This is a genomic window from bacterium (genome assembly GCA_023228325.1).
GTDB lineage: Bacteria > Auribacterota > UBA6266 > UBA6266 > UBA6266 > UBA6266.
Genome location: JALOBK010000001.1, coordinates 1,472,892 through 1,493,551 on the forward strand (window position 1 = coordinate 1,472,892; position 20,660 = coordinate 1,493,551).

General features: G+C 41.5%; 22 protein-coding genes, 1 tRNA gene and 1 other RNA gene. 22 read left to right on the forward strand and 2 right to left on the reverse strand.

Features of this window, described 5'->3' with window-relative positions; translation table 11 throughout:
* The first annotated feature begins 14 nt into the window (after positions 1–14).
* The 13 genes from M0R36_07015 to M0R36_07075 all read left to right on the forward strand — a co-directional run bounded on the left by M0R36_07015 (position 15) and on the right by M0R36_07075 (position 10,846).
* On the forward strand, positions 15–536 hold the full coding sequence (locus M0R36_07015; protein MCK9555550.1) for an HAD-IIIA family hydrolase: 522 nt from the start codon (positions 15–17) through the stop codon (positions 534–536).
* A complete protein-coding gene (gene lptC / locus M0R36_07020; protein MCK9555551.1) occupies positions 536–1,051 on the forward strand; it encodes an LPS export ABC transporter periplasmic protein LptC in 516 nt (171 codons plus the stop codon). Before M0R36_07015 ends, lptC begins: the two co-directional genes overlap by 1 nt.
* Complete coding sequence (locus M0R36_07025; GenBank protein ID MCK9555552.1) at positions 1,048–1,566, forward strand: hypothetical protein; 519 nt, start codon at positions 1,048–1,050, stop codon at positions 1,564–1,566. Before lptC ends, M0R36_07025 begins: the two co-directional genes overlap by 4 nt.
* Positions 1,567–1,572: 6 nt before the next feature.
* Positions 1,573–2,298: an LPS export ABC transporter ATP-binding protein gene (gene lptB / locus M0R36_07030; protein MCK9555553.1), complete on the forward strand. Its 726-nt coding sequence runs from the start codon at positions 1,573–1,575 to the stop codon at positions 2,296–2,298.
* Positions 2,299–2,412: 114 nt separating this feature from the next.
* The gene (gene raiA / locus M0R36_07035) at positions 2,413–2,748 is read left to right on the forward strand and encodes a ribosome-associated translation inhibitor RaiA (protein ID MCK9555554.1); all 336 of its coding nucleotides are present in this window, start codon (positions 2,413–2,415) and stop codon (positions 2,746–2,748) included.
* 16 nt (positions 2,749–2,764) lie between these two features.
* The gene (gene hprK / locus M0R36_07040) at positions 2,765–3,724 is read left to right on the forward strand and encodes an HPr(Ser) kinase/phosphatase (GenBank protein MCK9555555.1); all 960 of its coding nucleotides are present in this window, start codon (positions 2,765–2,767) and stop codon (positions 3,722–3,724) included.
* Position 3,725: 1 nt separating this feature from the next.
* A complete protein-coding gene (locus M0R36_07045; GenBank protein MCK9555556.1) occupies positions 3,726–4,151 on the forward strand; it encodes a PTS sugar transporter subunit IIA in 426 nt (141 codons plus the stop codon).
* A gap of 8 nt (positions 4,152–4,159) precedes the next feature.
* A complete protein-coding gene (locus M0R36_07050; protein MCK9555557.1) occupies positions 4,160–4,447 on the forward strand; it encodes an HPr family phosphocarrier protein in 288 nt (95 codons plus the stop codon).
* Complete coding sequence (gene ptsP / locus M0R36_07055) at positions 4,444–6,213, forward strand: phosphoenolpyruvate--protein phosphotransferase (GenBank protein MCK9555558.1); 1,770 nt, start codon at positions 4,444–4,446, stop codon at positions 6,211–6,213. Before M0R36_07050 ends, ptsP begins: the two co-directional genes overlap by 4 nt.
* 111 nt (positions 6,214–6,324) lie before the next feature.
* The gene (gene metK / locus M0R36_07060) at positions 6,325–7,494 is read left to right on the forward strand and encodes a methionine adenosyltransferase (GenBank protein MCK9555559.1); all 1,170 of its coding nucleotides are present in this window, start codon (positions 6,325–6,327) and stop codon (positions 7,492–7,494) included.
* Positions 7,495–7,710: 216 nt separating this feature from the next.
* The gene (ahcY, locus tag M0R36_07065) at positions 7,711–8,970 is read left to right on the forward strand and encodes an adenosylhomocysteinase (protein ID MCK9555560.1); all 1,260 of its coding nucleotides are present in this window, start codon (positions 7,711–7,713) and stop codon (positions 8,968–8,970) included.
* A 13-nt stretch (positions 8,971–8,983) separates the two neighbouring features.
* Positions 8,984–9,751 (forward strand): EFR1 family ferrodoxin, encoded by a 768-nt coding sequence (locus M0R36_07070; protein ID MCK9555561.1) that lies wholly within the window; start codon positions 8,984–8,986, stop codon positions 9,749–9,751.
* Between the two features lie 9 nt (positions 9,752–9,760).
* Positions 9,761–10,846 carry a hypothetical protein gene (locus tag M0R36_07075; GenBank protein MCK9555562.1) on the forward strand — a complete coding sequence of 362 codons (1,086 nt, stop codon included), beginning with the start codon at positions 9,761–9,763 and terminating at the stop codon, positions 10,844–10,846.
* Positions 10,847–10,848: 2 nt separating this feature from the next.
* Here M0R36_07075 and M0R36_07080 read toward each other — a convergent pair whose 3' ends face one another.
* Together M0R36_07080 and M0R36_07085 are read right to left on the reverse strand one after the other, a co-directional pair.
* Complete coding sequence (locus tag M0R36_07080; protein MCK9555563.1) at positions 10,849–11,898, reverse strand: LptF/LptG family permease; 1,050 nt, start codon at positions 11,896–11,898, stop codon at positions 10,849–10,851.
* Positions 11,895–12,995: an LptF/LptG family permease gene (locus M0R36_07085; protein MCK9555564.1), complete on the reverse strand. Its 1,101-nt coding sequence runs from the start codon at positions 12,993–12,995 to the stop codon at positions 11,895–11,897. Before M0R36_07085 ends, M0R36_07080 begins: the two co-directional genes overlap by 4 nt.
* Before the next feature lie 147 nt (positions 12,996–13,142).
* On the opposite strand from M0R36_07085, the gene M0R36_07090 reads away from it, so the two are divergent.
* From M0R36_07090 to ssrS, 9 genes are all read left to right on the forward strand, one after another.
* A tRNA-Val gene (locus M0R36_07090) sits at positions 13,143–13,219 on the forward strand.
* 206 nt (positions 13,220–13,425) lie between these two features.
* Positions 13,426–15,135, forward strand: a complete 1,710-nt coding sequence (gene thrS, locus M0R36_07095; protein MCK9555565.1) for a threonine--tRNA ligase — start codon at positions 13,426–13,428, stop codon at positions 15,133–15,135.
* 193 nt (positions 15,136–15,328) lie between these two features.
* Positions 15,329–15,847 carry a translation initiation factor IF-3 gene (infC, locus tag M0R36_07100; GenBank protein ID MCK9555566.1) on the forward strand — a complete coding sequence of 173 codons (519 nt, stop codon included), beginning with the start codon at positions 15,329–15,331 and terminating at the stop codon, positions 15,845–15,847.
* Between the two features lie 120 nt (positions 15,848–15,967).
* Entirely contained in the window at positions 15,968–16,156 is a 189-nt protein-coding gene (rpmI, locus tag M0R36_07105; protein ID MCK9555567.1) for a 50S ribosomal protein L35, read from the forward strand.
* A 16-nt stretch (positions 16,157–16,172) separates the two neighbouring features.
* Positions 16,173–16,529: a 50S ribosomal protein L20 gene (rplT, locus tag M0R36_07110; GenBank protein MCK9555568.1), complete on the forward strand. Its 357-nt coding sequence runs from the start codon at positions 16,173–16,175 to the stop codon at positions 16,527–16,529.
* A 170-nt stretch (positions 16,530–16,699) separates the two neighbouring features.
* Positions 16,700–17,719, forward strand: a complete 1,020-nt coding sequence (gene pheS / locus M0R36_07115; protein MCK9555569.1) for a phenylalanine--tRNA ligase subunit alpha — start codon at positions 16,700–16,702, stop codon at positions 17,717–17,719.
* Complete coding sequence (pheT, locus tag M0R36_07120) at positions 17,716–20,109, forward strand: phenylalanine--tRNA ligase subunit beta (protein MCK9555570.1); 2,394 nt, start codon at positions 17,716–17,718, stop codon at positions 20,107–20,109. The genes pheS and pheT overlap by 4 nt, the downstream gene beginning before the upstream one ends.
* Before the next feature lie 37 nt (positions 20,110–20,146).
* The gene (locus tag M0R36_07125; GenBank protein MCK9555571.1) at positions 20,147–20,425 is read left to right on the forward strand and encodes a cell division protein ZapA; all 279 of its coding nucleotides are present in this window, start codon (positions 20,147–20,149) and stop codon (positions 20,423–20,425) included.
* A gap of 50 nt (positions 20,426–20,475) precedes the next feature.
* A non-coding RNA gene (gene ssrS, locus M0R36_07130) (6S RNA) lies at positions 20,476–20,654 on the forward strand.
* Positions 20,655–20,660: the final 6 nt, after the last annotated feature.

A 20,660-nucleotide genomic window follows, 5' to 3' on the forward strand; every position in this document is an offset into this window, starting at 1 on the left:
AGTAGGGACATATTATGGAACTGGAAGAGAAATTAAAAAAAATCAAGGTTGTCGTTCTTGACGTAGATGGTGTTATGACCGACGGCTCAATAATAATCGGCAGCGATGGGACCGAGACGAAGAGATTCTGTGTTCTGGACGGCGCGGGTATAAAGATGCTCATAAGAAACGGGATAAAAGTCGTGATTATTTCCGGAAGGGATTCCAAGTGTACTGAAATAAGGGCCAAAGAGCTTGGAATTGATATGATTTTTACAGGCCTGAAAAATAAAATGGATGCTTTCCTGAAGTTAAAAGAGGAATTAAAAGCAAAGGATGAGACGATTTGTGTCATTGGCGATGACCTTATGGATATACCGCTGATGAAATCCGCCGGCGTTTCCGTGTCTGTGCCCTCGGCGCCCGCATATGTTAAAGCAAGAGCAAATTACGTTACGAAAACCCCCGGGGGAAAAGGCGCTGTCCGTGAGGTTGCGGACATGATCCTTCAGGGACAGGGCAAATGGGAAAAAGAAACGGATAGGTATTTTAAATAATGATAAGGATACTTTTTATCTTAATATGTTGTTTTCAGTTCCTGCCAGCCGTTTTTTCCGAAGAACAGATTCCGATAGGCGAATTTACAAATTTTATTTTCAGTTCACCCGCGGAACAGATGGAAAATCAATGGCGGGTTGAAGGGAAAAAGGCTGTTGTCAATAAAGAAGGGATAGTTGAAATAGAAGAGATAAGAGCCTTGGTTGAATCAAAATCTGAATTATATGAAATAGTGGCCCGCAGAGGGCAGATAGATAAAGATAACCAGATTATCCATGTTGAGGGAGAAGTCGTTATTACCACAAAGAGCGGCATTAAAGTGAAGACAGATCGCCTGGATTATCTTGCGGGAGACCGGGAATTTAAAACCGATAGCCATCTTGAGCTTGAAAAAGAGGATTTCTTTCTTTCGGGCGACGGGCTTTTCGGTTCTCTGGATAACGGCAAAATTGATATTAAAAAGAATATCAGGATTATCATAAATGAAAAGCAGCTTAAGGAGTTTTCCCTGTGAGGCTTAATGCGGCGTTGTTCTTATTTGTTTTTATCTGCGGTTCGGCTCTTGCGCAGGAGGAAGTATCTTCCGCTTCAGATGGGATAGAACAGGAAATTAAAAGATCGCCTACGGTTATAACATGTGAGGGGCCTTTGAATGTAGATTACAACAATAACATCGTTATATTGAACAGGAATGTATTTGTAGAAGATAAATACGGGACTATTAAAGCGGATAAGGTCAAGCTTACTTTCAATAAGGATGAGAAAAGAATCGAAAGGATAGAAGCGCTCGGGAATGTCGCAATTGAACAGGAAGACAAAACCGCTAATTGTGAGGAAGCCGTATTCATAATGGATAACCGCACGGTTGTATTAAAAGGCAATCCTGTTGTTAAAAGAGGGACTGATACTCTGACAGGCGAAAAAATAACATTTTATATAGACGAAAACAGGATGGTCTGTGAACCGGGCGCAAAACTTGTAATTTTTCCGGAAAGGAAGAAAGATACTAAAGAGTTAAGTATTTTTTAAGGTAATATTATGGAACTTCTGAGAACAGAAAATCTGTGCAAAAGTTATAAGAAGAGAGCTGTTGTGAATAAGGTTGAGATAAATATTCACAGGGGTGAGATAGTGGGCTTGCTGGGGCCTAACGGGGCGGGTAAAACGACAACTTTCTATATGATCGTGGGCCTTATAAGGCCGGATTCCGGCCGTGTGGTTTTTGATGATGCGGATATAACAAGATTACCTATGTGCGCGCGGGCAAAAAAAGGTATTGGGTATCTGTCCCAGGAACCCTCCATCTTCAGGGATTTGACCGTTGAGCAGAATATTATGGCAATTCTGGAAACGCTTCCCCTGAATTACAGGCAGAGAAAAGAAAGGTTGAAGCGGCTGCTTGCCGAGCTTGATATGGATAAGTTAGCTAAAAATAAGGCATATACACTTTCGGGGGGGGAAAGACGGAGACTTGAAATTACCAGAGCGCTGGTTACCAATCCTTCTTTTATATTATTGGATGAACCGTTTTCCGGTGTTGATCCCATAGCTGTCTTTGAAGTCCAGCAAATCATTGAAAATCTTAAAAATAAAGGCCTGGGAATTTTGCTTACGGACCACAGCGTAAGGGAAACGCTTTCAATAACCGACAGGGCTTATATAATGTATAATAGTGAAATTCTCTTATCCGGTACTGCACAGGAACTTATAAACGACCCCCAGGCCAGGAATATTTATCTCGGCCATGGCTTTACAATGTAGCTTTGCATAATTTTCTTGTTAAAAACCCACAGCTAAACTATATTATAATAAGTTGAAAACGGTTTTTATTTTTATTAGTTTGTCTTTATATAAAATAAAAAGGAGGTTTGATCGGTGAATATCAGTGTTACAGGCAGGCATATTTCGGTTACTGACCCAATGAAAGAATACGCGAGAGATAAATTTTCTAAAATCGACAAGTATGAACTTAGAATCAACGATGCCCATGTGATTATGGACGTGGAAAAATACAGGCAGAAAGTCGAAGTTAATATGAACGGCCCTCATTTTTCTCTTCACCTCGAAGAAGTCAGCGATGATATGTATAAATCAATAGATACGCTTATCGATAAAGTGGAGCAGAAACTCAGAAGGCTGAAAGATAAATTTCACGACAGGAAAAATCGTCCCGTTAAAGATATAGAAATCGAGTATACGGAAAACCAGTAAAACGGCGGATTTGCAGATGGTCAATGTTACGGTTAAAGAATTTTATGAAAACCTTAAAGATCACCTGGACCTTGAATTGGTTGCGGGGAAAAAAGGCCTGAGGAAAAAAATAAAAGAATCTACTTTGAACCGTCCCGGGCTTGCCCTTGTAGGATATTACGGTTTTTTCGCGGTCCGGCGCGTACAGGTAATCGGTTTTGTTGAAATGTCTTTTTTGAAGACTTTGGAAGGGAAGGACAGAAAAAACAGAATTAAAAAGTTTTTTTCGCAAAAATTTCCCTGTTGCATAATATCGAGACATTTTGTTCCTTTTGATGAGATGATCAAGTATGCCGACCATTTCGGCGTGCCCCTGTTCAGGTCAGGTTCGATAACGAAGTCTCTTATTAATGAAGCCACTCTTTATCTGGAAGATAAATTTGCGCCTCAGATCACCATGAACGGAAATCTTGTTGAAGTTTACGGTGTGGGTGTCCTGATTATAGGGAAAAGCGGAGTTGGCAAAAGCGAATGCGCTCTTGCTCTTATCGATAAAGGGCATAGACTGGTTGCCGATGATGTTGTCAGGGTAAAACTGCATGACAGGAAAGACCTGATAGGCAGGTGCGTGGAAGTGACAAAATATCATATGGAAATAAGAGGGTTGGGAATTATTAATATAGAGACTTTATACGGCGCCGGCTCGGTAAGAGAATTTAAAAGGATAGATATAGTTGTTTCCCTTGAAGATTGGGACGCCGAACGCGAATACGACAGATTGGGTATGGAAGAACAATCTTATACGCTGCTCGGGATAAAACTTGCTCATATTCTTTTGCCCGTGAAGCCGGGGAGGGATATGGCCCTGATGATTAAGACGGCGGCGCTTAATTACCGGTTGAAGAAACTCGGCAGAAATTCCGCGAAAGACCTTAATGAATCGTTAATAAACAGAATGACCAGCAAGGAAACCGGAAAAAAAACCGAAGGCGGATAATATGATAGGTGTTGTAGTCGCGGCTCATGGGAATCTTGCTAAAGATCTGGTTGCAGCTGCCGAACAAATAGTCGGCAAAATAGAAAAATTGGCTATAGTATGCCAGTTTACGAATGATAAGCAAAAGGATATAGAGAGAAATATCGTTAAAGCCGTTGAAAGTGTTGATTCGGACGAGGGTGTATTGATTCTTGTGGATGTTTTCGGCGGGAGTTCTTCCAATATCGGCATGGGCCTCAAAAATAAAGACAATAAGTTGATGATAGTGACAGGGGTCAATCTACCGATGCTTATGGACCTTGCGGTTCACAGAAAAGAAAGCAGTATTCAAAAATTGGCCGATAGGATAGCGAATACCGGAAGAAAAAGCGTCTTTACAGCAAAAGATTACATGGATAAACGCAGAATAGAAATAATTAATATCTGAAGGCTGAGATGGAAAACCAAAATTTGGGTAAAGTCGAAAAAGAAATAGAAATAATCAACGAGCTTGGTTTGCATGCCAGGCCTGCGGCTATGTTGGTCCAGACGGCCAACAGGTTCAGTTCGGAAGTGAAAATAGCGAAAGACGGTGAAATGGTTAACGGTAAAAGTATTATGGGAGTGATGATGCTTGCCGCCGCCAAAGGTTCTAAACTGAAGATAATAGCCGAAGGTGATGACGCGCAGACGGCGGTGGAAGAGCTGGAAAGACTTTTTATAAATAAATTCGGAGAAGAATGAAAGACGGCAAGAAAGAAATAGTCTATAAAGGGATTCCTGTTTCCCCGGGTATTGTAATAGGGAAAGTTTATCTTTATGACAGCAAGGAAGACACAGTTTCCAGGTATAAGATTAAAGAAGAGCAGATTCCGAGTGAGATAGCCCGGTTTGAAGAAGCTCTTATCAAAACCCGCCATGAACTTATAGGCATACAGGATAAGATTGCAAAGCAGATGGGCGCGGAGCATGCCGAGATATTCAACGCGCACCTGCTGTTTCTTGAAGACAGGTCTGTTATCGAACAGGTCATCAAAAGGCTGGAAAAAGAGAAATACAATGTTGAATATATATTCCAGCAGGTGGGAGAAAAATATGTAGAGCTTTTTTCCAAGATGGAAGATGACTATCTTAAGGAAAGGGCATCTGATATAAGGGATTTTACCAAAAGGGTATTATGCAACCTCCTCGGCCGCAAAAAACAGGATCTGTCCGCATTCAAGGAAGAAGTCGTTATTGTAGCCTATGACCTTAGCCCTTCGGATACAGCCCTGATGCACAAGGAATTGGTTAAAGGTTTTGTTACCGACATAGGAGGTAAAACATCTCACACGGCCATTATGGCGAGGTCTCTGGAGATTCCCGCGATTGTCGGTCTCAGGGACATCAGCAGAAAAGTCAAATCCGGCGATGAAATAATAATAGACGGAAGCCACGGTGTCGTTACTCTCAATCCATCGAAATGGACTCAGGGCAAATATTCAGTAGAAATTTCGAAGCTGGACAGGCTGAATGAAAAGTTGGCCGAGCTCAAGGACCTGCCGGCGGAAACTCTTGACGGGTACAGGCTGACTGTTTCGGCCAATATTGAACTTCCCCACGATGTCTCGTCCGTGTTATCTCACGGGGCTGAAGGGATAGGTTTATACAGGACGGAATTTTTCTATCTGAACAGGCCCGATTTTCCATCAGAAGAGGAACAATATCAGGCTTATAAGGAGGTTGCGGAAAAGACTTACCCTAACCCGGTTATAATAAGGACGCTTGACCTCGGGGGAGATAAACTCTCTCCGCAGCTGGGCGTATCAAAGGAAATGAACCCGTTTCTCGGCTGGAGAGCTATAAGGTTTTGCCTGGAGAGGCAGGATATTTTCCGGACACAGCTGAAAGCGATTTTAAGAGCGAGCGCTATAGGGAACATTAAGCTGATGTATCCTATGATATCCAGTGTTGATGAAGTTATTCAGGCCAATAAGATTGTTGAGGAAATCAAAGTGTTATTGGATAAAAATAAGGTTTCCTATGATAAAGAGATTGAAATAGGGGTTATGATAGAGATACCTTCCGCGGCTATAACTTCCGATATAATCGCGAAACACGTTGATTTTTTCAGCATAGGCACAAACGACTTGATACAGTATTCGATTGCCGTTGACAGGGTAAATGAAAAAGTGGCTTATCTTTATGAACCCGCAAACCCGGCGGTTTTAAGGTTAATAAATAAAGTCATTGAAAATGCTCATGCGGAGAATATCTGGGTTGGCATGTGCGGAGAGATGGCCGGCGACCTTGAAATGACATTACTGCTTGTGGGTATGGGCATAGATGAGTTAAGCGCCAGCTCTATAATAGTCCCCGAAATAAAAAAAGTTATAAGGAGCGCTTCCCTTAAAGACCTTAAGGCTCTTTCCGAAAAAGCGTTGAAATGTAAAATGAGTTCACAGGTCAGGAGGCTTGCGGGAACGGTTCTCAAAAAAGTGGCTCCGGAATTAGCTTCCCAGTCAAATTAAAAAGTTCGTAAGCATCTTTCATTACAACTTGACTTATAGGAAGTATTTTTTTATAGTATGTCAAAATTGTTCTGATAATAAAAAATAACATTTATGTTTCGGAGTGTAATCATGGAAAAAATTTTATTTACTTCAGAATCGGTGACGGAAGGTCATCCGGATAAAGTATGCGATCAGATTTCAGACGGAATTCTTGACGCGATTTTAGCCAAGGACCCAGATGCCAGGGTTGCCTGTGAGACGCTTGTTACAACCGGACTTGTGGTTATTGCGGGTGAAATCACAAAAAAACACAGCGTCCATATTAATTATTCCGATATAGCCAGGGATGTGATTAAAAAGATAGGGTATACCGATTCCGAGATGGGGTTTGATTATAAATCCTGCGCTGTCATTTCTGCTGTCCATACCCAGTCACCCGATATTTCAATGGGTGTTACCCCGGGTGAGGGCACATTCACTGAACAGGGAGCGGGGGATCAGGGTATGATGTTCGGTTATGCGTGTAATGAAACTCCGGAATATCTGCCTCTGCCGATTATGCTTGCACATCAGCTTACAATGAGGCTGGCAGAAGCTAGGAAGAAAAAGATACTTAACTTCCTGCGCCCGGACGGCAAAAGCCAGGTTACTGTTGAATACCATGACGGCAAGCCTGCAAGAGTGGACAGTGTGGTTGTTTCTACACAGCATAAGCCTATGAAAATAAGCATATTGAGGAAGGAAATTCTGTCCAAAGTGATAAAACATGTGATTCCGTCCAAATATATGGACAGCAGGACCAGAATATTTGTTAATCCCACCGGAAGATTTGTTGTTGGGGGACCACACGGGGATACCGGTGTAACGGGAAGAAAAATAATAGTTGATACATACGGCGGAATGGGAAGGCACGGAGGCGGAGCCTTTTCGGGAAAAGATCCTTCTAAAGTGGACAGAAGCGCCACATACATGGCGAGATATATTGCGAAAAATATTGTTGCCGCCCGTATCGCGGAAAAATGCGAAGTCCAGCTGTCATACGCGATAGGATATCCTGAGCCTATATCAGTTCTGGTCGACTGCCTGAATACAAGCAGAGTTCCTCTTAATAAGCTCTCAAAAGCTGTAAGGGATGTGTTTCCTTTAAAGCCCGCCGATATTATCAGGTATCTGAAGCTTAAAAGGCCTATATACGGCAAGACAGCGGCTTATGGGCATTTTGGCAGAAAATTCAGGGATTTTACATGGGAAAACACGGATAAGGCCTCGGTTCTCAGGAAAAAACTGGGCATAAAATAAAACGTATCAATTAATAAATTGTAACCGCAGATTTAACTGATACACACAGATAAAAGGCAAAAACATATAAAATACTTAAATTAAAATTCTTAAAGGCTTTCTTAAATAATATTTATCTGTGGTTAAAAGTTATTTATTTTTAAAATGTAATTCCCGCGGCAGGTGGAAATTTTGAGTTATAAGGGCGGCGGCATTATAAAATTACAGGAGAGACAGATGAAATATGACGTAAAAAATATCAAACTGGCGGCAGAGGGCAGAAAGAGAATAGAGTGGGCTAACAACGATATGCCCGTTTTGGCGCATATAAGGGAAACTTTTTCGAGAAAGAAACCCCTTAAGGGTATCAGAATGTCTGCATGTCTTCATGTGACAGCGGAGACGGCTAATCTGGTCAGGACGCTGAAAGCGGGAGGCGCAGATGTGGTATTATGCGCATCCAATCCGCTTTCCACGCAGGATGATGTTGCGGCTTCTCTCGTTTATGATTATAAAATTCCTGTTTTTGCTGTAAAAGGGGAAAACAACAAGACTTATTATCAGCATATCAAGTCGGCTATCGGGCACAAGCCGAATGTGACGATGGATGACGGGGCCGACCTGGTTTCGGAAATTTTAAAAAGGCATCCGGATTTACATGCTAAAATAATAGGTTCTATGGAAGAAACCACCACAGGTGTCGTGAGGCTGAAAGCGATGGAAAAATCCGGGGTGTTAAAATTCCCCATTATCGCCGTAAACGACGCTGAAACAAAATATCTTTTCGATAACAGGTATGGCACAGGGCAATCCACATTGGACGGCATCATAAGAGCTACGGATATCCTTATCGCGGGGAAAACGATTGTTGTCGCGGGATATGGCTGGTGCGGAAAAGGTTTTGCTATGAGGGCGAAAGGGATGGGCGCCAATGTTATCGTCACCGAAGTAGATTCCATAAAAGCGATAGAAGCCGCAATGGACGGCATGAGGGTTATGACTATGGAGGAAGCCGCGCCGATAGGGGATGTTTTCTGTACGCTGACGGGAAATGTAAGTGTTTTGCGGCCTGTCCATTTCAGGAAAATGAAAAAAGGGGCCGTTATCTGTAATTCAGGCCATTTCAATGTAGAGATAGATATTCCGGGTCTGCTGAAACTCTCGAAAAAAGTAAAAAGGAGAGTAAGAAATTACGTTGACGAATTTGTTTTGTCAAATAATAAATCGATATTCCTTTTAGCTGACGGCAGGCTTATCAATCTTGCCGCCGCCGAAGGGCATCCCGCGTGCGTGATGGATATGAGTTTTGCCACCCAGGCGCTGACAACGGAATATTGTGTTAAGAACAGGGATAAACTGAAAGCGAAAGTCTATCAGGTTCCGGAAAACATCGAAAAAAATGTCGCGGATATGAAACTTGAATCCATGGGCGTAAAAATAGATGCCCTTACTTCAGAGCAGAAAAAGTATCTTGAATCCTGGCATATGGGGACTTAAGCGCTTTACAATTTTGAAAAATAATATTGATATATATTTTTTTTCAGGGACAGGCAACACATTACTTGTTGCCGGGAAAATAAGTGAAAAACTGTCTTCTGCCGGATATAAAGTTAAGCTTCTTCCTATTGAGAAAAACAACCCTTCCGATGTCAATGTCGGTAATACCATAGGACTTGGTTTCCCTGTCGCTGCGCAGTCAACGTACCCATTTGTATGGGATTTCATAAGAAATATGCCTGAAGGCAATGGCGCCGAAATATTCATGTTTGATACTCTTGCTGCTTTTTCCGGCGGGATAGTGGGCGCCCTTAAAACAGAGCTTCTTAAGAAGAAATACATACCTGTCGGCGCTAAAGAGATAAAAATGCCGTCTAATTTTTTGACTGTCAGCGGTAATCCCGGAAAAAACAGGAAAAAAGTAGCAAAAGGTCTGCAGGCGGCTGAGAAATACGCCGGCGAACTTATAAATAGTGCGGCAAGCTGGGGGAGAATACCCATTTTGTATAAGGTATTGTTCCTGTTAGGAACAAGCAAATCGGTGTGGAAGAGCCTCTCGGAAAAAACGGGTATGGGCGTATCTGAAGATAAATGCATAAAATGCGGGTTGTGCGCCAGATTGTGCCCCGTAAATAATATTGAAATGAAGGAATATCCCGTTTTCTCGAAAAAATGCCAGCTTTGCATGAGATGCATATCTTTTTGCCCTTCCAAAGCCATTCTGAAATGCGGCAGGGAAGTGAAATCATATAGAGCCGTTGAAGCGTCGGCGCTTATCTGAAGGATTTTTATGATGAAACGGTCAGGTTTGTTTTTTATCGGTTTCTTGCTGGCGGTAACCATGGTGTTTTCAAAAAGCGGGCCTGATATCAGGGTTAAGGGGAAAAACATATATGTTGACGGTAAAAAGTTTTATATAAAGGCGGTTGCCTATGGGTATGCTTATCCCGGGATGAATCCGGATGGAACCGATGCCCATGCGGATATTGCCATGTTTGAAAAAGATTTTCAGATGATGAAGGAAGCCGGTATAAATACCATAAGGACTTATAAACCCCTTCCGCCGAAAGTCCTTGATCTTGCCGAGAAATACGGATTGTTTGTGATAGAAGGAGTTTGTCACCCTCACAATACCACTGATTTTTCTTCCGATTCCGAACTTGACACACTTGCTAATACCGCCGCCGCCTTTGTCAAAAGGGATAAAAACAGGAAATGTATTTTGATGTGGTCATTATGGAATGATGCTCCATGGGGCTGGAGCGGAAAAGATTCGGCTTTTAAAAATCATTCGTTTAAAACGGTTGATGATTTTTTATGCCGCCTTATAAAAAGGGTTAAAGAAGTGGATGATACCCACCCTGTGACGGCCGCGAACACTTTTGCCGAGGGGGCCCAGGATCTCGGGGCTGAAAGCCTGGATGTGCTGGGCATGAACTGTTATCTGGGGCTTATAACCCACGGGAAAGAGTTTTCAAAATCAGATGCGCTGGAGAAAATAACCGTTTTAAGGAATTTGGCGAAAAAATATAATAAACCTGTCTATATTTCAGAGTGCGGTTACAGTACATTTGATGTGAAAAATATTGAAGATCAGGCTAAAATTATAAAAAAACAGCTTAAGACCGCAAAAAACAAGCTTGCCGGTATAACGGTTTTTGAGTGGGCTGACGAGTGGTGGAAAGCGGGGCAGCCGACTGTCCATGATAACCATATAGAGGAGCACTGGGGTATCTGTGACGGCTACCGGAATCCCAAGCCGGGTTACTACGCGGTTATGGAAGAATTTTCCGAAGTTAAAGATAACAGTAGCGGTTCGTTTAAAAACAGGGTAACCATTCAGGACCTGATTGATTCGAGGAACAGCGCTAAGTGACGCTACCGGCGCACTTTTATAAGAAACCCTATGCCCACGGCGGAAAATACAATATGAGGTATCCACGCGGATAAAACCGGATTTATCAATCCTTCCCGGCCCGCCGCGATGGAAACCTGGTATATGATATAATACGAGAAGAAAATTATCATGCTTAGCGCGATGCCCGCGAAGGCTCCCCCCCGTTTTGTTATATTTATTGTAAACGGCACGGCAAGGAAAATGACAACAAGGTTGATGAAAGGCAGTGATGCTTGATGGTATTTATCGATGTTGGGCGAGAAAATACCGGTATTTCCCGCATTCTTATGTTGTATCACTTCTTCCCCGTCAATTCCTGTCTCGAGTTCCATGCTTTGGAAGTTTTCTCCGGGATTTACCTTGTCTAATCTGCCTTCTTCATTGAAATTTTCTATTCTACCGCTGAATAATATCCATTTTTCCCCTTTGATCGTCCCCCTGTCCGCGTATATGCGCCTCCTGATGACCTTCTCTTCTTTTTCAGCGAAAAAGTATTTGATGTCTATTTTTTCCATTTCGGATGTTAAAACATCAAACTTTTTAATGTTGTACAGGCATCTGTCTTTATCGTACAGGAAGATATTGGATATGATTCCCCCGGATTTTTCCGTGGAATTGTTTTTATTCTGTATTTCCTGCATCATAAGGGAATTTGAGCCCTGGGCAAGATATTTATTGATAGAGAAAATGGATAATGTTATTAAAAGACCGACAAGAATAAAGGGAAGAAGAATCCTGGAAATACTGATACCGCTTGCCCTCATGGCGCTGATTTCATTGTGCATGCTTAAGTTCCCGAGGGAGTATATAACAGCGAGCATGTTGGCGATCGGGGACACTATTACTATGATTAAAGGTATGGAAATGATATACCTTTTCAGTATTTCATAAGGTGTGAACGAGCTGCTTTCGACATAATCTTCAAGGTTGGCGATAAGGTCCCGGATAATATACAGAAGAATAAGGGTCAGCATACAGCATATAAAAGGGAAAAAGAATTTTCTGATAAGGTAACGGTCTAAAATCCTCATTGCTTGTTTATCCTGTAAAAAAGCACTGCGCCGGTTAAAAACAGGGCTATATTAGGCAGCCATACTATATATTCGGGGTATAAGTGCGATTCTTTGTCAATGGCCTTTGCAAGTATTATAAAAGAGTAATAACACAGGGCCAGGCACAGCCCCAAAGCTATTCCTATGGTTTTTTCGCTCCGGTGCGCTTTTATGCCGAGAGGTATCGCTATCAGGGTGAAGATAATACAAGAAAACGAAGTAGCTATTCTGGTGCTGAATTCGACTTTCAGCGGAGTGTTATTCACGCCGTTTTTTTCGTATTCTTTTATTTTTCTGGTTAATTTTCCGAGCGGCATATCGTTTGCGGATCGCGGTATATATTTTTCATCCCGGGACGGTATATCCAATTCAAGATGATAATTTTCAAAACTGAGGCGGAAGAATTTTTTCGGATCTTCTGGGTTCGGGGCATCAATATTCCCTTCCATAAGTTCGAGTTTGATCATTCCCTCTTCGTCATCGTATTCCATCGACCCTTCCTTAGCGAAAATCGCTGTCGCGGGAGCATCACTCTTAACTTCGAATATCATAAGGTTTTTAAGGGTATTTTCGGTTTTGTCATCACAGTAAATAATATACGGGTGAAAAGCTTCGATAAACACGCCTTTCTCTATTAACTGGACAGGGTTTATATTCCCGATCTCGCCTATATCTATTTTCTTGCTTTTTCTTATTACATAATGGCATGAAGGTGAAATGTAGCTGGAAACGACAAAACAGAAGGCCCCTATCAGGAAAGCGGCGATGAAAAGAGGCTTTGAAATATAAAAAAGGCTTAGGCCGGAAGATTTCATTGCCGTGATTTCATGGTTTGCCGATAGTTTTCCGAACAGGAAAAGAGACGCAACCAGACAGGCCAGAGGTATGGTGTAAGTCAAAAGATAGGGTATTATATTGAATATCATCTTAAATACAAATGACAGTTTGAATCCCTTGATCAGGAGCTGAGTGAGTTCTATCAGATTTCCTATAAGAAGGGCGAAGGTGAATATGATAAGGATCGAAAAAAAATTTGTAAAAAAATCTTTAAGGATATATCTGCTTAGAATTTTCATAAGAATTTAAAATTATACTAATTATAACGATATGCAATCAACCATTAAAATACTTATCCGTTTGTGAGTCCTTTTTAAATCCTTATATGACATTTTATATTGACAACCGGCATTTGCGCAAGTAACATAAACAACCGTCGTTAATGAGGGCGATTAGCTCAGCTGGCTAGAGCGCTAGCTCGACACGCTAGAGGTCACTGGTTCGACTCCAGTATCGCCCACCATCCACCTTCGCCTGGAGTCGGGTGTTTTACTTGCGGAGCTTCGGCGGGAAAAAACGGATTAAACCGGAAAATTAGTTGATTTAGTTGAAAAAACTGGGATAATAACTTATAATATTAAATAAAATAATTTAAAAAAGGAGAAATATTGCTACTAAAGTAAGTAGTGTTTTATGAATAAGTCCTCTTTGAAGTCCACCGGAGCTGATTTGGAAGCTCTTAGGCATAGTACCTCTCATGTAATGGCTCAAGCCGTAATGAAACTTTTTCCCGAAACCAAGCTGGCTATAGGTCCGGCTATCGAAGACGGTTTCTACTATGATTTTGAAATCGGGAGAAGCGTTACCCCCGAAGACCTGATAAAAATAGAGAAGGAAATGACGCGGGAAATAGCGGCCGGCCATAAATTCGAGAGTTATGAGCTAAGCAAACCGGAAGCGATAGAATATTTTAAAAAACATAACCAGCCTTATAAAGTTGAACTGATAGAATCCCTGGCGGAAGATAAAGTATCGCTGTACAAACACGGCGATTTTGTGGACCTGTGCAAGGGGCCTCATGTCAAATCAGCGGGTGAAATAAAAGCATTCAAACTTCTTAAAGTCGCAGGCGCTTACTGGAGAGGAGACGAAAACAATAAGATGCTCCAGAGAATTTACGGCACGGCATTCCATAGCGCTGAAGAATTGGATGAATACCTTAAAAACCTGGAAGAAGCGAAAAAGAGAGACCACAGAAAAATAGGCAAAGACCTTGACCTGTTCAGCATACAGGATTCAATAGGCCCGGGTCTCGTGCTTTGGCATCCCAAAGGGGCTTTAATCAGGAAAGAGATAGAAGATTTCTGGAAAAATGAACATCTTAAAGCCGGATATGAACTTGTCAACACCCCTCATATGGCTTTACTGGATTTGTGGAACACGAGCGGGCACCTCGGTTTCTATAAGGAAAATATGTTCGCTCCTATGGAAATAGATGAATTCAAATATGAAATTAAACCTATGAACTGCCCGTTTCATATCGCCATTTATAAAAATACGATGCATAGCTACAGGGATTTTCCCATAAGGTGGGCTGAACTCGGAACGGTTTACAGATATGAAAGAAGAGGGGTTTTGCACGGACTTATAAGAGTCCGCGGTTTTACGCAGGATGATGCCCATATATTCTGTCTCGATTCGCAGTTGGAGTCCGAGATAATAAAAATCATAGATTTTGTGGTATATATCCTCTCTACATTCGGTTTCAAACATTACGATGTATGCCTTTCCACCAGGCCTGATAAATATGTCGGAACCGCAGAAAACTGGGATAAAGCCACTAAAGCATTGAAAAATGCCCTGGAGAAAAAGCAGATTCCATATAAGGTTGATGCCGGTGAAGGTGTGTTCTACGGCCCAAAGATAGATATAAAAATTAAGGATGTAATGAAAAGGGCTCATCAATGCAGCACTATACAGGTGGATTTTAACCTTCCCGAAAGGTTTGATGTTAAATATATAGGTGAGGACGGGAAAGAACACAGACCGATAATGATACACAGGGCTCTCATGGGTTCTCTGGAGAGGTTTTTCGGTGTTCTTATCGAGCATTACGGAGGAGATTTTCCCCTGTGGCTTGCCCCCGTGCAGGTTGAAATAATAACCGTGTCTGACAGACATAATGAGTATGCATTGAAAATAAAAGATACTTTTTGTAAAAACGGGTTAAGGTCTAATTTGAATCCGAAAAATGAAAAAATGGGCGCTAAAATCAGGGCAGCTCAACTGCAGAAAATACCTTATATGGTTATAGTGGGCGATAACGAAGTTGAAAAAAAACTTATTTCCTTCAGGGCGAGAAACGGGGAAAAGCAAAATGATATAGGTTTGGACGATTTTATCGGTAAGCTTAAGGAAGAAATAAACAGTAAAAAGTAAAAATAATTGAGAGGCTGAAAGATATTGGAACCACAGATTACTCAGATATTCACAGGTAAGAGAACATAAATATGGAGTTAATTTAAGATTTATCTGTGTTCATCTGTGCTATCTGCGGTTGGAAGTTTTAAATTTATAGGAAATTTTACTAAATAACTAAATAACTAAATAACTAAAAACAGGGAGGTGTCCTATAAACAGAGATTTTATCAGGGTAAATGAAAAAATTCGGGTTCCCGAAGTCCGTTTGATAGATTATGACGGCAAACAGGTTGGTATTGTGAAAACTGACGAAGCGAGGCAGATTGCCATGTCAAGAAAGTTGGATTTGGTTGAAGTTGCCTCGGAAGCAAAGCCTCCGGTATGCCGGATAATGGATTTTGGGAAATACCGCTACGAACAGACTAAAAGGGAAAAACAGGCAAAGAAAAAACAGCAATCCATAAAAATTAAGGAAATTAAGATAAGGCCGGGTATAGACAACCATGATTATATGGTTAAAATCAACCACCTGACGGAATTTCTTGAAAAAGGATGCAAGGTTAAGATAACGCTGATGTACAGGGGCAGAGAAATGTCCCATAAGGAAATGGGAAGAAGTTTGATTGACAGGCTGGTTGAGGATGTCAAGGGTCGCGGCGCCGTTGAAATGAAACCCAAAGAGATGGGAAGATTTGTAACAATGGTCATCGGACCCACTAAAACTTCGTAAAACTATTTTTAAAAAAATACTTGCCTTTTTTCAAAAAACATATTATTCTGTAGTGCTTTGACGTGGTTTATAAGTAGTTTTGTTATAAGATGTTGGATTTATTGTATCGGAGGGGACTAAATGCCAAAGGTAAAATCAAAGAAATCTGCTGTTAAACGTTTTAAAAAGACAGCTACGGGCAAAATTTTGTATGCCAGGGCTAATGCCGGGCATTTAATGAGGAAAAAAAACAGCGGTAAAAGAAGAAAGTTAAGAAGGTCGGATACCTTAGTTTCAAAAGAACAGAGAAAGATATCAAAGATGTTATAAACCGGAGGAGATAGAAATGCCAAGAACGACAAATGCGCCAGTTACGCGAAGACGGCATAAAAAAGTTTTAAAGCGCGCTAAAGGTTTTGTAGGAGGCAGAAGCAGGCTCTTCAGAACCGCAAATGAAACAGTGAAGAGAGCTCAGAGGTTTGCTTTTAGAGATAGAAAAGCCAAAAAGAGGGTTTTCCGTTCGCTTTGGATAACCAGGATTAATGCGGCGCTTGAGGGCGCCGGCCTCTCTTACAGTAAGTTTATATCAGGCCTCAAGAAAGCGAAAGTTGAGCTCGACCGGAAAATCATGGCCGAGATTGCGGCCAGTGACAGCAAAGCGTTTAAAGAGATAGTAAAATTGGCTAAAAGTGGTTTAAAATAAGTTATACAGGATGGTTTGAAAAACAATGGCTCAGGCAATTTGTTTAATAATATATACACTGTTAAATCATCAAAAGGAGATAGTTTTTCAGTTTTTACACCCTTGATTTAATATAACAGATTGCTGCTTAAACTGTTGTTTTTCTATCCTTTCCTGTTTTCGGTGTGGCGATGGATAAAAATCTTGAAGCGATAAAACAGGTATCATTAGAGGATATAAAAAAATCCGAAGATTTAAAGGATCTTGATTCGGTAAGAATTAAATATCTGGGCAAAAAAGGCCGGATTGCCGCCCTGATGGAACTGTTTAAAAGCCTTCCTCCGAGTGAAAAGCCTCTTTTCGGCAAAAAAATAAATTCCATTAAAAATGATATTCAGTCAGCGATGGAGCTGAAGAAAAAATCCCTTGAAGACAAAGAGCAAAAAAGTTCATCTTCGGGATTTCTGGATGTCACCATGCCCGGAATTGCCAGGAAAACAGGCGCCGCGCATCCGATAACCCAGACTATCAATGAAGTCATAACTATTTTCAGGAGAATGGGTTTTTCCATAGCTGACGGGCCTGATGTTGAAACAGAATTTAATAATTTCGATGCGCTGAATACGCCTGAAAACCATCCTTCGCGAGATATACAGGATACTTTTTATCTTGAGAACGGTAATCTGCTCAGGACCCAGACTTCTCCCGTGCAGATAAGGATAATGAAAAAGGTCAAGCCTCCCGTCAGAATCATCGCTCCGGGCAGAGTTTATAGAAATGACACACCGGATGCAACACACGGACATACTTTTCACCAGATAGAAGGGCTTTATGTGGATAAAAATGTATCATTTGCGGACCTTAAGGGAGTATTGCATAATTCCGCGAGACAGCTTCTTGGGAATGATGTGAAAATAAGGTTCAGGCCTCACTTCTTCCCGTTTACCGAGCCCAGCGTTGAATATGATTTTTCATGTGTTATATGTAAGGGAAAGGGCTGCAAAGTGTGTAAAAATTCCGGTTGGCTTGAAATTTCCGGAGCGGGTATGGTGGACCCGAGAGTGTATAAAAATGTAGGCTATAACCCGGATGAATATACCGGATATGCTTTCGGTATGGGCATAGAAAGAATTGCTATGATTAAGTTTGGGATAGACGATTTAAGGCTGTTATACGAGAATGATATAAGGTTTTTAAGGAATTTAAAATGAAATTTCCATATAGTTGGCTTAAAAGACATATAAATATCGATATGGAGGCATCAGAGCTTTCCGATATGCTTACTATGTCAGGCACAAAAGTAGAGCAGGTATCCGAGCCGCCGGTATTAAAAGGTCTGATTGTTGCCGAAATACTTGAAGTCAGCAGGCATCCGAATGCCGATAAGCTTTCTTTATGCCGGATAAATACAGGGAGCAGGGAAATTACTGTTGTATGCGGCGCAAAAAACATGAAAAAAGGGGATAAGGCTGTATTTGCTTCAGCCGGTACGGTTTTACCCGACGGGACAAAACTCAAGAAGGCGGTTATCAGAGGTGTCGAATCCGATGGTATGTTATGTTCCGAAAATGAGATTGGGTTGGGCAAAGACCATTCCGGCATTATTATTCTTGAAGATTCCGCCGAGACCGGGTCTGATGCGTCGAAGTATTTGAATGTTGACACGGTTTTTGAATTGGAAATCACACCTAACAGGCCCGATTGCCTCAGTGTTATGGGGGTTGCGAGAGAAATCGCCGCGGTTAAGAACATGGAACTTCTGAAGCAGGACTTTAAGCTTGCCGAATCCGATGAGAAAGCCCCGGATGCGTTTACAGTTATGATAGAAGACAAAAACAAGTGTCCTTTTTATTCGGCAAGGGTTATAAAGGGTGTTGGGATTGGAGAATCTCCCGCCTGGCTTAAAAACTATTTAAAAAATTCAGGCATAAGGCCTATCAACAATGTGGTCGATGTTACAAATTTTATCCTCCTGGATATGGGGCATCCCCTGCATGCCTTCGATATGGATCTGCTTGAAGGGAAAAATATAATTGTAAGGGCAGCGAAGAAAAACGAAAAAATCACAACGATAGACGGAGTTGAAAGAAATCTGGATGGGAAAGTGCTTGTAATAGCCGATAAAAAAAGACCGGTTGCTTTAGCGGGTGTTATGGGCGGACAGAATTCCGAGATAAGCGCGGATACAAAGGATATTTTGCTTGAAAGCGCGTATTTTGATCCCGCAGAGATAAGGAATACGTCTAAAAAGTTTATCCTGACATCCGAGTCTTCATACAGGTTTGAACGGGGCGCCGATATCGGTATTGTAGTGAAGGCTCTTGACAGGGCCGCTGCCATGATAGCGGAACTTGCGGGGGGGACGGTCCTAAAGGGGATTCTTAAAGACGGTACCCAGGAAAGAGAAAATCCGGTAATTCCCTGCAGGGTCGAGAAGGCCAACAAATTGCTCGGAATGCAGCTTTCGGCGAACGAAATATCTGATATTTTCAGAAGGCTGGAAATTGAGGTGCTGAGCGAGGACCGGAACAGCATTAAAATAAAAACTCCGACATTCAGGACTGATATTACTGAAGAGGCCGACCTTTTCGAAGAAATAGCCAGGATATACGGATATGACGCTATAGATGAAAATCTGCCGAAGTCCAGAATAGTTGTCGACGGGAATTATCTTGAAACGGATATTCTTGCGAAAATAGGGGAAAGCCTGAGAGCTTCAGGCTGCTCTGAAACGATGGCGTTTAGTTTTGTCGGCGCCAGGGATCTGGAAAATTGCGGTTTTTCGAAGGAGAAATCTTTAAAGATAAAGAATCCGCAGAATGAGGAACTTATGTATTTAAGGACATCCATTCTGCCGGGCATGATGAAAACGCTCAATTATAATCTTAACAGGGACGCGAAAAATCTGAAACTGTATGAGTTCGGGAAGATTTATTTCCCTTCCGCTGAAACTGATTCGGGTTCCAGGGAAATTTTGACATTGGGTATTGCTATAACAGGTTTCAGATATGACAGCCGCTGGATTGAAGGCAGCCAGAACGTCAATTTCTTCGATATTAAAGGTATTGTTGAAAATGTTCTGGATTCTCTGAGGATAAAAAACGCCGAATATGATTTGCATAATTCAGTTACTTTCAGAAAGGGCAATGCGGCTTTCATAAAGATCAGTGATGCGCCTGTCGCTTCTCTGGGAGAATTAGATAAGGATTTCTGCCATAAGTACGGAATCGAGCAAACAGTTTTTTATTGCGAGCTGGATGTTTCGGAAATAATAAAATATTACAGCCGGTTTAAAAAATATATTCCTTTTTCCAGGTTTCCGGCCGTTAAAAGGGATATAGCTCTTATTTTGGATGAAAACCTGACTTACAGTAACGTGCTGGAAGCGGTAGCTAAGGAAAAAACAGGGTTAATCGAGAATATTGAGGTTTTTGATTTATATAAGGGGAAGCAGATACCGGACAATAAAAAGAGTCTGGGTATTTCAGTAACTTACAGATCGGAAAATTCTACACTTACGGATAAGGAGGTAGATGAATTACACAATAAATTGGTGAACAGGTGGATAAAAGAGTTAAAATGCAGTATAAGGGATTTTTAATTCTTCCACGGGTTTCCATTGTCATGAGGAGAGTAATTTGAGCACAGGTAATATGGTAAAAGTTAAAATTTACGGGACAGAATATCCCATAGTAGGGGATGTTGACAGGGATCGCATTGTTAAGGTTGCAGCGGTTGTTGACAAGAAGATGAATGAACTTGCGAAAGATAGTCCTGGTATGCCGATTGCGAAACTTGCAATTCTTTCATGCCTGAACTTTGTTGATGAAATTATGAAGAATAGCATTAAAATTGAACAGGCTGAACAGAAAGTTAACAGGATTATCTCTATTCTTGATTCAAAATCAGTAAAGTAAACCGTTGCAAATAAGCTTAACTTGTGGTAAATTAATTACTGGAAGAGTAAAGAACCCTGCGTTGTTCGATCTGTAGCATATTACTCTTTGAGCCAACAAATTGTTAATGGGAACTCGGACTTCGAAACCGGATTGTATGTTTAAAAAGTGAACATGAAGGCTAGAGAGAGTACCCACCTGTTGAGGCAATGACCAAAGAGATGCTGCGAACGGCAAATGCGGGGTTTTTTTTGTG